Genomic DNA, 13,907 nt, shown 5'->3' with positions numbered 1-13,907 from the left:
TAGTGAATCCCTTCGATTCCTTCGTGGTTTAACCACTATGGACACAAAGGGTAGCACAACGGGTCACGATGTAGGATGAATGAATTTTTCCATACTCAACTCCTTGTGACCTTAGTGAATCCCTTCGATTCCTTCGTGGTTTAACCACTATGGACACAAAGGGTAGCACAACGGGTCACGATGAAGAATAAATGAAATTTTCCATACTCAACTCCTTATGACCTTAGTGAAAACCTTCGTGACCTTTGCGGTTACCCGTCATCGTTACCCGCTAAAATCGAAATGATCACATAATAAACCGGGTAGTAAAACGAAGTCAGCGTGAGCCAAAGAGGGGTTTCTCTCAGGTAGTAGAGCATGAGGAATATCATAATGGCAAACGGGATGGAGAGTACGATGGTCGTTTTCCGCCATTCCCGGGTCCGGCTCGGATAGATAAATTCTACCGGAACCAGGACCAGAACAGCGAAAAAAAGCATGACGGTCAGAGAGATCCAGGCATTAGCACCGAGGATGTAGAGGTAGAGGATTACTAAATTCCAGTAGGAGGGGAATCCCCTGAAAAAGTTGTCGTCGGTTTTGGCCTGTTTGTGACTGAAGCCAAAAAGGCTTGATATCAAAACTATTGCACCCGCCAGGAAATGGAGATCAAGAAACGAATAGGCCCAGAAAACGGGTAAGAACACCCAGTTCAGGTAATCGGTGATATTATCCATCAGTGCACCGTCGATATCTGGTGTATGAGTGGTTACACCAGCTTGCCTGGCGAGAGTACCATCGAGCGAATCCACGATAACGGCAAGTGCCATTACAAAAAGGGAGTACCGGAGCTCACCCCGGACGATCAATAGAAGTGCCCAGAATGCCAGCACGGCACCAATGGCTGTGAAAAGATGAACGGATAGCGCGATGATTTTCTTTTTCATAGTAATTCTAAAATAAGGATCAAAATGCTATCAGAAACCACGCAGATAACAAGTTTTACTCTTTTGATTTCATGTTGACAGAGAGCATAACTCCAATGGATCGCAGTAAGAGTTACAGATCTTAAAGTATCTTCCAAAAATTTTAAACATATGCTTTCCGATGATATCTCATCTCTACAAAAAATTGTAAGGTTTTCCCTGCACCTGTTGTCAAGAAAACTTTAACAGATAAGTCATTCTTGTTTGAGATATTAAAGTAGATTATCCCATAACTTTTATAATTGAAATCAGATGAGAGAAAATCCCGGGGTTTCATTTAATATCGGTTTTTTAAAGAAGAGTGCCGATAAACTGGCTGAAAATCATCTTTCCCTGGAAAATGGGAACCAACACAGGCCGATAAAGCCGGTTTTGGAAGAATCCAGGCAGGTACTTGAAGAATCGTACAGGGAACTGTCAAAACTGGCAAAATCAAATAAAGAGATCTCACCTGCTGCCGAATGGTTGATTGACAATTTCTATATCATACAGGAGCAGATTGTTCAAATCGGAATCGATTTTCCCAAAGAGTATCAAAAGAGCATTCCGCTGTTTAAGGATGGGGAGTTTAAAGGTCTGCCGAAGGTGTATGAGCTGGTTTTGAACCTGATGAATCATACCGACAATATTGTCGATATGGATGTGCTGACTCACTATGTGCAAAAGTACCAGGAAGGCCGGACACTTATGCAGGGAGAATTATGGGCGATTCCGATTATGATTCGTTTTATCCTGATTGAAAAACTGGCCCAAAAAGCTTCCCGGATTCTCTATCGTAAAAGTGTCAGAACGGAAGTAAATGATCTTCTCTCTAACCTTGATGAAGAGCGGCAGGAAGAACCGGGTGTTTTCTCAAATGTAGTATCGGAGTGGCTTTCCGCAAACTCAGGTAACGGCGAACCGTTGCAGCTGGTCGAGATCTATAATCAGCTTCAAAACAGAGGCCGTTTGTGGGATGAGCAGAAGCGATGGTTAACTTTCAGATTTCGTCAGTACGATATGACCCTCGAGGAGGCGATGCGAATTGAGGCTCAAAAGCAATCGAGGCTGCAGGTCAGTATCCAGAATGCGGTCAATTCACTGAGACAATCTTCAGAAACGGACTGGTCGGATTTTGTTGAAGAGTGCTCCGTAGTAGACAAAATCCTGCGTCTTGATCCGGCAGCGATCTATTCAGAGATGGATTTTCAGACACGCGACAGTTATCGGCGGGTGGTTGAGGGGCTCAGCCGAAGGACGGATTACGGTGAGCGGGAGATTGCCGAGCAGGTACTGCTGATGGTGGAGGAAGCGGATGATGAGCAAAAAGATGATGATCCGCTTGGTAACACCTCGTTTGCCCGCCAGCATGTAGGCTTTTACCTGAAAGGTGAAGGTTACCCGGAACTGGCTAAAAAACTTGGATACCGCATGTCGTTCCGTGAGAAAGTACGCGGACTGCTGGAGAGAAATACAGCGTGGTACGTTATGATGGTTTTTCTCTCAACAATTATTTTGATGATGATTCTGTGGGTGGCCACCGGCTCGATGAGTAATTCAACACTGATCGCAGCGCTCGTGCTTGCAGTTGCCCTTTTTCCCGCCTTGGATTTGTCTGTATCGGGTGTAAACCGGTTTCTTGCATTCCTTCTGCCTCCAAGAATTTTACCAAAAATGGATTACAAAGAGGGAATTCCGGAAGAATCCAGAACACTTGTAGTGGTTCCAACACTGTTTACATCTCCGCAGGATGTACACCGGCAGATTGAAAACCTTGAAATACGATCGCTGGCCAATCCCGATCCGGCCTTTCAGTTTATCCTTTTATCTGATTTTATCGACTCTCCGAAAAAAGAAATGGAATCCGACAAAGCGATTCTGAATGCTGCATATGAAGCAATAGAGGCGCTAAATAAAAAATACCGCTCGAATTATGGAGATAAGTTCTTTTTTCTGCACAGAGAAAGGCTTTGGAATGAACAGGAGGGCGCGTGGATGGGCTGGGAGCGAAAACGCGGCAAACTTGAGGAGTTTAATCGCCTGCTCTTCGATCCTGCTGCAGAAACCACGTATACACATATAGGCGGGGATTTTAAAGAGTCGATTGGCATGCTTCCGGTAAAGTTTGTCATCACCCTCGATTCGGATACCAAGCTTCCGCCTGACAGCGCCCGGAACCTGGTCCGCACCATTGCACACCCGCTAAACCGTGCACGGTACGATTCAGAAGAAAAGCGGATCACGAATGGGTACGGAATCATTCAGCCCCGAATATCGATCCCGCCGGAGTCGTCAAGGAAAACATGGTTTTCAAGGATTTTTTCCGGCAACGTTGGGCTGGACCCTTATTCCACTGCCGTTTCTGATATCTACCAGGATCTGGCCGGAGAGGCGATTTTTACCGGAAAAGGAATTTACGATGTGGAAGCTTTTCATGCGGTTCTGGATGGCCGGTTTCCCGAGAACCGGATACTTTCCCACGATCTGATTGAGAGCACATACCTTAGAACCGGCCTTGCCACAGATATTGAGCTGTTTGACGAATATCCATCCACGTATGTAAGCTTCAGTAAACGAAATCACAGGTGGATCCGGGGCGACTGGCAGATTGCCGCATGGCTTTTTCCGCAAGTTCCGCTTAAGGGAGGAAAAGAGAACAATACGATCAACCTGCTTTCAAAATGGAAGATTTTCGACAATCTTCGCCGATCCCTGAATCCTTTTTTTTTAACAATCTTTTTTATTGCCGGATGGTTCTTGCTACCGGGTGCCGCCTGGATCTGGACAGCCGCAGCATTTGGTATCCTCGCTTTTCCGATCTACATCAGCCTCTATAGTGATATTTTGAACCGGCCCGCCCGGGTGAAATGGAAACTCTATGTTGATAAAGTCAGAGCCAATTTAAAAATCAACTCCCTGCAGGCACTATGTGTTTTGATGATTCTTCCGCACCAGGCGGTTGTTCAACTCGATGCGGTTATTCGAACGCTCTATCGCCTGAAATTCAGCAGGAAATCTCTGCTTGAGTGGACAACTGCATCACATGCCGAATCAACAACTCCGAACTCTTTTATTGCCTACATCCGCGGGCAGTTCTTTTCGGTTATTGTTGGATTCTCCGTTCTTTTAGCATCGATATTTACGGCACCTCAATATCTTTGGATTGTGTTTCCGTTTTTTGTGATTTGGGCAGGCGCTCCTTTCTGGCTCTGGTTCATCAGCAAACCGGTCCAAAAAAAGGAATATACACTATCAGAAAAAGAGAAAATGGAGCTGCGGAAATATGCCCGGCGAACATGGTTCTATTTTGAGCGTTTTGTGAATGAAGAGCATTTCTGGCTACCTCCCGATAACTACCAGGAAAAGCCGAACACACCCATTGCCGAACGAACATCGCCCACAAATATCGGACTTGCCCTGGTTTCAACTCAGGTGGCCTACAACAGGGGATATATTACTCTGAGCGAACTTCTCGAAAGAGTTTGGTTTACTCTGAATTCCATGGAACAGCTGGAGCGGTATGAAGGACATTTCTACAACTGGTACGAAACTCGCCTGGGAGAGGTACTTCATCCGAAATATATCTCAACTGTGGATTCCGGAAACCTTGCTGCGGGACTGATATCCATTCGGGAGTCAATAAGCAAAACGATGAGAAGCAGAGGTGTTAATCAGAATATATGGGATGGGTTGACAGACACTGTCATCACGGTTCAGGATGTTTTGAATGGATCCTGGGATGAAGATTTGCTGCCAGTCCATTTTAAAGAACAAGTGAACCTGAAATGCGATTTAATGCTGAAGGAGCTGAAAAATCGTAAAAATGAGAACCCCGCTCAATCTCTTGAATGTCTGAAAACGTTGAAAAGCCTGGCAGCTGATCTGTCGGCAATAGACCTGCTGCCGCTTGGCAGTAAACTGGATGACGCGATGATGCAGGATCTTCTGTTTTGGCAGGATCGGCCCTTGCGACTTATTGAACAAGCGATTTATGAACAGAAAGCATTAATCGAATTTGGGGAAATTGATACGGAGAAATATTCACCGGATGAGCTTATTGAACTTGAGAAAAATGGCTCATTGAAGCCACAGGTTTCTGCACTTGTCAATAAGTGGAAATACCTTTCCTGGGATATTGTAGAAAAATCCGGCAGGTTTGTTGATGAGATGGATTTTTCATTTTTATATCTGAAAAAGCGGGGGCTCTTCACAATTGGATACAATGTTGAAAAAGCTCAGCTCGATCTGGGTACGTATGACCTTCTTGCCAGCGAGGCCCGGATTGCATCCTATATTGCTATTGCCAAGGGAGATATTACCGTGGAACATTGGTTCAGGCTTAGCCGCAGGCTCACAAGCCTTAGCAGCAATGAAATTCTTCTCTCCTGGGGCGGAACGATGTTTGAATACCTGATGCCGTTGCTATTTATGAAAACCTATCCGGATACGCTGCTCAACCATACAGGCGAGAATGTAATTCGCTGGCAGAAAGAGTATGGGGTAAAGAGAAACCGGCCGTGGGGACAATCTGAGAGCGCATACTATTTTTTGAATATGGATATGCACTACCAGTACCGCGCTTTCGGCGCCCCTGGGCTGGGGCTGCGGCGCGGTCTTGCCGAGGAGTATGTTGTGGCGCCCTATGCCTCGATGCTTTCTCTGATGGTAGATCCGGCTTCATCTCTTGAGAATCTCAAAAGACTTGAAAAACTTGGGGGATTTGGTTTACATGGTTTTTATGATGCGGTGGATTATACTCCCAGCCGGATGGGTGAAAAGGATACGTTCAAGTGGGTGAAAACGTATATGGTTCATCATCATGGAATGAGTCTTCTTGCCATTGAAAATGTTTTAAATGACTGGGAAGTCCAGAACTGGTTTCATGAAGATCCCCGTATCCAAGGTTGTGAGCTGATCCTACAAGAAAAAATTCCGAGAGGCGTGCCGATCAAAGAACCGCATCCGATTGATGTGGAGTTAGAACCGGGAGAACAGCAGGTGGTGGAGCATGTTGTGGAACATGCGGGTTTAAACGAACTGGATATTTCCCCGCCAAGGGTTCACCTGTTGTCGAATGGTGAATATTCTTCGTGCCTGACTCATGCGGGCACCGGAACATCAAAAGCTCACGGAATTTCGCTTACCGGATGGGATGCCGATCCTACAATGGACCCACTTGGCTTCTTTTTCTATATCAGGGATCCCCAGAGCGGAAAGTTCTGGTCGTCCATGCATCAACCCGTAAAGAGAAAACCCGACCGGTACGATACCTGGTTTCACAATGGCAAAATTGTTACATCAAGGGTGGATGACTGGATTGAGACAACCACTACAGTGGCTGTTTCGCCAGATGATCCCATGGAACTGAGGAAACTGACCCTCACCAACTATAGCCGGGAAGAACGGACTCTCGAACTGACCAGCTATGCAGAGGTGGTGCTGAATAGAGCTGAAGATCACAACTCCCATCCGGCTTTTTCAAAACTCTTTGTGCAGACCGATTATCTTGCCGAGCATCATTCCATTCTGGTAAAACGTAGGCCAAGAAGTGAGGAGGAAAAATCACTCTGGATGATCCATACATTCGCGGGAGATGAACAGGACAATCTCACAGAACCGCTTCAGTTCGAAACAGACCGGTCCGTTTTTATCGGTCGGGGAAGGTCGCTCAGTAATCCGGCGGCAATGGATCCCGGAAGTAGTTTATCCGGGTCACTTGGAAATATATCCGACCCGATTGTGAGTCTTCACAAAACCGTGAAACTGGGTCCCGGTGAAAAGAAAGAGCTGATTTTTGGTCTTGGTTACGCAGATACGAGAGAGGAAGCTGAGCGGCTGGCTGATACCTATGACAACCTGCATGCGGCTGATCGTGCTTTCGACCTGGCACTGGTATACAGCTCCGTGGAACTGAATCACCTGGGGCTTACATCAAAAGAGGCACACAACTATCAAAAACTCGCTTCTTATGTTCTCTACTCAGATAAAGGCTTCAGGTCTGGTGAGCACAAACTAAGGGAAAACCGTGGGAAGCAGCACGAGCTTTGGGCTTACGGAATCTCCGGTGATTTTCCGCTGATTGTGTTCAGAATTCAGGAGATGGATCAGATTAAAAGTGTGAAAACTCTGCTGAAAGCACACAATTTCTGGCGGCTGAAAGGCGTGGAAACAGAACTTCTGGTTATTAACGATCATGCTCCGGGCTATATCGATGAGATTCAGGAGGCAATTATGCAGGCGATTCAAAATTCACCTGAACGGGATATGATCCACAAGAGGGCAGGAGTTTTCCTTCATCGGTCTGATAAAATGCCGTCTGAGGATCTTACCCTGATCCTGACTGTAGCTCACGCCGTATTCGAAAACACACTTCCGGATCTCTCCAGGTTAAGGCGAGAAAAAGAGACCGAATCGTGGCTGTTAAACGGCGAATCAGATCGGTACAGGTTGCCTGAAACGATAAAAAATCAATCAGAAAAAGAGGGCTGGGATAAACCGGAGAACCTGCAATTTTTTAACGGTTACGGAGGGTTTTCGGAGTCTGGTGATGAGTATCACATATTGATAAATCCAAACCCTGAAACGGGCAATCTGATGTTCCCGCCGGCGCCATGGATCAACGTAATATCCAATCCCAGCGTAGGATTCATCGCCACGGAGAAAGGAGCGGGGTACACGTGGAGTGAAAACAGCAGGGAAAATAAACTTACGGGTTGGTCAAACGATCCTGTTTCCGACTCTCATTCAGAAGCGTTCTATATCCGGGATGAAGAAAACAAACTGTTCTGGTCTCCCACGCCCGGCCCGGCTCCCGGAAGCACGCCATACAAGATCGTGCATGGATTTGGGTTTACTCAATATGATCACGCATTTGACGGGCTGGACCATGAATTGATTCAGTTCGTGGATGAAAACGATCCGGTTAAAATTTCTATCATCAGAATTCATAATAGCGGTGGTACTGAGAGGAACCTGTCGGTATTCAGGTATACGGAACGGGTACTTGGCGTGAGCAGAAACCGGGCATCCCGCACCGTGATACAGGATGTACTGGATGGCGGGTCGACAATTTTAGCCCGGAATCATTACAATAATGAATTTGCAGGACGAGTTTCCTTTTCAGCAGTGGCTGGGATTGAAGAATCGGATGAGCTTAATTTTACAACAAACAGGAAGGAATTCATCGGACGTAATCGGTCCCTGACTGAACCCGGCGCAGTTGCCATGAGTACAAAACTGGCTGTTGAAACCGATCCGGGTACTGATCCATGTGCGGCTTTCCAGGTCACACTGACTCTTGAGCCGGGTGAAAGCAGGGAACTTATTTTTATTGAAGGGGAAACGGAAACGGATAATGAAGCTCAGGCCCTGATCCGGAAATACGGAGATCAAAAATCTGCGCGGAACAGCCTGGACAATATTCAGCAGTTCTGGAAGTCAAAACTGGGCAAAATCACCATCACCACACCCGACAAATCGCTTGACCTGCTGATGAACGGCTGGCTGATGTATCAGAATTTATCCTGCAGAATGTGGGCCAGAACAGCATACTACCAGGCCGGCGGGGCATACGGCTACAGAGATCAGTTACAGGATTCTGCTGCAGCACTTTACGTGGATCCTGAGATCACAAAAAAACAGATTTTGCTGCATGCCGAAAAACAGTTCAAAGAGGGCGACGTGCTGCATTGGTGGCATCCTCCAACCGGACGCGGAATTCGTTCCAAAATATCTGACGACCGGCTCTGGCTGGCGTATGTGACCGATTTTTATATTCGGTCTACCGGTGATAAATCTATTTTTGATGAAAAAGCCCCCTGGATTACAGCCCGTAAACTGGAGGATTATGAACATGAAGTATACCTGAACCCGGAAAAGCTTAATGAGTTTGATACAGTGTATGAGCATTGCTGCCGGGCAATCGACATTTCGTTGAAATTCGGGAAAAACGGTCTGCCACTGATCGGCGCGGGTGACTGGAATGACGGTATGAATCGGGTGGGCGAGCAAGGGAAAGGGGAAAGTGTCTGGCTTGGATTCTTTATTTATGGAATTCTGAACCGGTTTACGGAGTATGCCCGGAAGCGTAACGATTCTGAAAGAGCCGATCGATACAAGCAAACAGCAGAAAAACTCAGGACGCAGTTAAACACCAAAGGGTGGGATGGCGAATGGTATCTGCGTGCATTTTATGATGACGGTACTACGCTGGGATCGTTTGAAAATGAAGAGTGCCGGATTGATGCGATCTCCCAGGCCTGGGCGGTCATTACCGGGGCGGCTGAATCATCCAAAGCAGAAACGGCACTTTTGTCAGCAGAAAAATATCTTGTATCGGAACAGGATCGCATTATCCGTCTGCTCACACCTCCGTTTGATGCAACTGAGAAAAATCCAGGGTATATCAAAGGGTACATTCCCGGTGTGAGGGAAAATGGCGGGCAGTATACACACGCGGCGCTCTGGCTGATAAAAGCGATGGCGGAAAAGGGAATGGGCGAAAAAGCCGTGCGGTATCTGAACATGATCAATCCTGTAAATCATACCTCAAACCCGGAAGGGGTTCAGAGATTCAAGGTTGAGCCGTACGTAATTTCCGCTGATGTATACGGTGAACCGCCGCTGACCGGAATGGGAGGCTGGAGCTGGTATACCGGGTCAGGTGCCTGGTTCTACCGGATTGGCCTGGAATCAATTCTGGGTTTTAGCTATGAAGATGATTCGATCATTCTGAAGCCCTCTGTCTCCTCTGAATGGAAAGAGTTTGAAATTCATCTGAAGGTTGATGATGGCAAGACGGAATACCGAATTCGTGTCAAAAATCCGGATGGACTCGAAACCGGTTTGTTGGTTGGGGAAGTTGATGGGAAGAAGCTGGTTTCAGGTGATAATAAAGGGACGATTCCAATCAAAGAAGATGGGTTAAATCATTTTGCAGATCTTCAAATAAAGAAAATGAATGATTCGAATTCCTGAATAAATAAGTGATTTATGTAACGTTTTTCAAAATTTATGTAATGTTTTTCATTACATATGAAATCATGAATAGATTACTTCATGTAAGGAACAAAGTATACTAGTAATGGCTGCGAATTTAAATATATTATATAACAGTTCTCCATTCTCATATACCGGACAAAAAAAGTGGAAAAGAGATCACAAAATATCACAGCACTCATTATAGATTCCAACGTGTTGATGCGACGCATTTTGTCGAGCATGCTGCAAAAGGAAAAGGGAGTTATGGTATCAGACTCAACCGGTAATTCCAGTTTTGAATGGGTGGAATCGAAAATTAAAGATAACCAACCCGACCTTTTATTTCTTGGAGTGGATCGCACAGATTCTGATAAAATGAAACTCTTTTATCAACTCCGAAATGCATTTCCTGATCTTCATATCGTTCTGTTGACATTACTCAATGAAGATGGAGCCAAAGTTGCGCTGCAGGGATTGAAAAACGGGGCGATTGATTACATCACGAAACCAGAAAAGAACAGGGGATTAATTCTGGCAGACAGGCACTTTCATAAACGTGTAATTTCCCTGCTGAAATCCATTCCGAAATTTAATGGAAAAAACGGCAGTGTTTTAACAAATATCTCTGATCGAAAGGTTTCGAAAGAGTTTTTCAAAGACGTGGGACACATGAATCCGGTTAGTATCGAATTGGTTGTGATCGGAAGTTGTATGGGCGGTGTTTCGTCGATTTACCAAATCCTTGCGGCATTACCGGAGAACCTTTCCGTACCTGTCATCATTGTTCAGCATATGCCAAAGATTTATACACAGTGCTTTTCAAATGATCTGAATGGAATTACCAGGCTCACAGTAGAAGAGGCAAAAAATGACGTTGTATTGGAACCCGGTACTGTTTATGTAGCCCCGGGTGGTTTTCACACCGTGATTAAAAATGAAGGTGGTCGAAAACGTATCATGTTACACAAAGGCCCAAGGGAACATAAATGCAGGCCGTCAATTGATGTTCTGCTTCGTTCCGCAGTTCAGGAATATGGAGACAGGGTACTGGGTATATTTTTGTCAGGTGGCGGCAATGATGGTGTGTTAGGTGCATTAAAAATTTTGGAACATGGGGGAGTCGTATTACTGGAGAGCCGGGAAAGCGCGTTGATATCCGACCTGGCGATGAAGGTGAAATATCTGAATAGCGAAATCCGGGAAGTATCTGCAGATAAGATGTCTAAGGAGATCATGAAATGTATCAAATCGGCTGATCAGAAGAATACCCACCGTTTCACAATGCAGGATCTTAACACTTCAAACAGGTATTACGAACAGTTCAAACAGATTTTCGGGAACCATTGAATTCTGAATGTCTGAACAATATAGATTAACTGGTTTTAAAAAAAAGGGAGTAATACAATGATTAAGCGAATTTTGGTTGCACTTGACCCTGATGGGGATACACCGGTTGCCACACGATTTGCAATCCGTCTTGCAAAAAAATTTGATGCAAGCGTTACCGGTCTGGCTGTAGTGGATACATCAAACCTTCAATCCGCTATGGGAGTGGGAGGATACGGCACACAAATATCCGGGCAAACAATTTGGGCTGAAATGGCTGAAGAAACGCGCAAAGTTGCAGAAGAGCTGCTGAACGATTTCAAAAATGCTGTTGAAAAAGCAGGTGTTCGTCATCGTGACGTGCAAATGCATGGTGCTTCTACGGAACTGATTATTGAAGAGATGAAGTATCACGATCTTTTGATTGTGGGTAAGGACTCTCGCTTTTTCTACAATCAACCTGAAAAGGACACTGGGACACTGGCGAAAGTCGTGAAAAAAGGCCATGCTCCGACATTAATTGTAACAGATGAATACCGTGATGTGGAACGGATTATGATCGCGTTCGACGGAAGTGGACCGGCTGCAAGAACACTAAAAGGATTTGTCCATCTATTGCCTTATGGCAAGGATATAGAGATAGAGTTGATTATTGTCTCAGAAGGAGACTCTATTGAAGAGATGGACCGGGCATCAAGGATACTGAGCCAGGCAGAAGCCTATTTGAAAGAGCATGGTTTCTATTACATCTCCAAAAAAGTTATGGAAAAAGGAAAGCCCGGTGAACGATTTCTTAACCTTCAGATGGGACGGAATCCGGACTTGCTGCTACTAGGCGCACATTCCGTTTCTGCTATTCGTCGGGCAGCCTTTGGTTCTACAACCCAATATATGGTTGAAAATAGCCAGGGGCCTCTCTTTTTGAGTCCGTAATTACATTTTCACGAATGAATTAAAGGGCATAAAAATCCCCTCTTTGAGAGGGGGAATGCACATCAAAACGAGCCAAGCTCGATTTTGATGGCGAGGGGTGTGTAGAATAGGGCAATGAACTGAGTTGAAGTCCCGTATCTAAATAAAGACTCACGGACGCACCTCTGAACTTCGAAAGGCCACGTCCTCAGCGTGGCTTTCCTCATTCTGTTCTCTCTTTCGAGTCGAACTTTGTCCCCCATCAATGTCTCCCGCAATACCCATCTGAGATCAGGATTTTGTATATTCTATTATAGAGGGGGGATATCATGTCAATTTTTTTTACGGATCAAACGATACATATTCTGGAGAATATTCTTCATGGCGTTATTGTGACCGATTTGAGAGGGCATATTCTGTTCTGGAACAGTGCAAATGAAGAGATTTTTGGTTTTACAAAGGAAGAGGTTTTAAACCGGCCGATCAATGTTTTGTTTGACAATAAAAGTGAACTTCCGCTGCGTGAACTCTTTCGTAAATGCTCCCAATCTGAACCGGTATATGGTCACTGGCACGGTGTTCACAAAAGCGGGTCAAGGGTATGGCTTGAAATTCGGGCTAAACTTCTAAAAGACCAGGAAAAGACACCACTCAACTGCATCATCACATTGGGTGAGATCGATAAGCTGAAAGAGGCTGAGAGCCGTTTGAACCAGAGCCAGGCCATTGCTGAAGCAATTTTATCCACAAGCTCCGATGCAATCATCACAGCGAATTCGAAGGGGACAATACTGTCGGTAAATAAATCAGTTTCGAGAATGTTTGGGTATAAAAATGACGAATTGATCGGAGAAAATTTGAAAATATTGATGCCTTTCCCATATAACGATAATCATGATAAATACATGAATAATTACCTGGAGACCGGGGAAAAAAAGGTTATTGGGATAGGCAGAGAAACCCAGGGATTAAGAAAAGATGGCAGTGTGTTTCCGATTGAACTTGCTGTGAGTGAAATCATGTGCGAAAAGAGCAGAATCTTTGCAGGAATCATACGGGATCTGAGCTCACGGCGGGAGCTGGAGCGACAGCTTATTGAGATTGGCAATGAGGAGCGGAGGCGTATTGGCAGAGATCTTCACGACGGGTTAGGGCAGATGCTTACCGGCATTCGAATGCTATCGGAAAGCCTGGCAAGAAAACTGAATGCCAATGCACTGCCTGGGGCGGATGAAGTGGATGAAATAGCCGGAATGATCAAAGAAGCAGATGAGATGGCCCGGTCAATAGCAAGGGATATGGTTCAGGTTGAAATTGAGAAAAAAGGACTCATACTGGCGATTAAAGACCTGTGCAAGAAAACGAAGAGAATGACGGGAATAACCTGCAATCTGGTAGCTGATGATAACATTGAGATCGAAAATCACACCATGGCCCTTCATTTGTACAGGATTGTACAGGAAGCCGTTAACAACGGGGTAAAACATGGAAGGGCTAAACACATTGAAATCAGACTTTCAAAAAATAAACACCATCTGGCGCTGTTGGTTGATGATGATGGGGTAGGATTTGGCGATAAAATAAAGAAGCATGAAGGGAAAGGAATTCAGATCATGAAGCACAGGGCTGGAATTATGGGCGGAATACTGGAGCTTAAACGGACAGAGGATGATTTAACCAGGCTCCGGTGCCTGATTCCAAACAATGTGGAATATTTTGTATAATCAGTATCAATGCCATTTGGGA

At 45.3% G+C, this 13,907-nt stretch carries 5 protein-coding genes; 4 read left to right on the top strand and 1 reads right to left on the bottom strand.

Features of this window, described 5'->3' with window-relative positions:
- Positions 1 to 251: 251 nt before the first annotated feature.
- Positions 252 to 926, bottom strand: a complete 675-nt coding sequence (locus tag DYD21_RS08095) for a phosphatidylcholine/phosphatidylserine synthase (RefSeq protein ID WP_116035066.1) — start codon at positions 924 to 926, stop codon at positions 252 to 254.
- 291 nt (positions 927 to 1,217) lie between these two features.
- Here DYD21_RS08095 and DYD21_RS08090 point away from each other — a divergent pair, with 291 nt between their 5' ends.
- The 4 genes from DYD21_RS08090 to DYD21_RS08075 all read left to right on the top strand — a co-directional run bounded on the left by DYD21_RS08090 (position 1,218) and on the right by DYD21_RS08075 (position 13,885).
- A complete protein-coding gene (locus DYD21_RS08090) occupies positions 1,218 to 9,920 on the top strand; it encodes a GH36-type glycosyl hydrolase domain-containing protein (protein WP_116035063.1) in 8,703 nt (2,900 codons plus the stop codon).
- Positions 9,921 to 10,088: 168 nt separating this feature from the next.
- Positions 10,089 to 11,270, top strand: coding sequence for a chemotaxis protein CheB (locus DYD21_RS08085; RefSeq protein WP_147303529.1), 1,182 nt, complete (start codon positions 10,089 to 10,091; stop codon positions 11,268 to 11,270).
- A 57-nt stretch (positions 11,271 to 11,327) separates the two neighbouring features.
- Positions 11,328 to 12,182, top strand: a complete 855-nt coding sequence (locus DYD21_RS08080; RefSeq protein ID WP_116035058.1) for a universal stress protein — start codon at positions 11,328 to 11,330, stop codon at positions 12,180 to 12,182.
- Between the two features lie 308 nt (positions 12,183 to 12,490).
- Positions 12,491 to 13,885, top strand: coding sequence for a PAS domain S-box protein (locus tag DYD21_RS08075; RefSeq protein ID WP_116035052.1), 1,395 nt, complete (start codon positions 12,491 to 12,493; stop codon positions 13,883 to 13,885).
- The last annotated feature ends 22 nt before the right edge of the window (positions 13,886 to 13,907 follow it).

This window comes from Rhodohalobacter sp. SW132, assembly GCF_003390325.1.
Classification (GTDB): Bacteria; Bacteroidota; Rhodothermia; order Balneolales; family Balneolaceae; genus SW132.
The sequence above is the reverse complement of the archived record's forward strand: the minus strand, read 5'-3'. Positions and strand labels throughout refer to the sequence as shown.

Bases quoted from the DNA above. Each gene is read 5' to 3' on its own strand.
- DYD21_RS08095 (WP_116035066.1), bottom strand. From the start codon at position 926: ATGAAAAAGAAAATCATCGCGCTATCCGTTCATCTTTTCACAGCCATT.
- DYD21_RS08090 (WP_116035063.1), top strand. From the start codon at position 1,218: ATGAGAGAAAATCCCGGGGTTTCATTTAATATCGGTTTTTTAAAGAAG.
- DYD21_RS08080 (WP_116035058.1), top strand. From the start codon at position 11,328: ATGATTAAGCGAATTTTGGTTGCACTTGACCCTGATGGGGATACACCG.
- DYD21_RS08075 (WP_116035052.1), top strand. From the start codon at position 12,491: ATGTCAATTTTTTTTACGGATCAAACGATACATATTCTGGAGAATATT.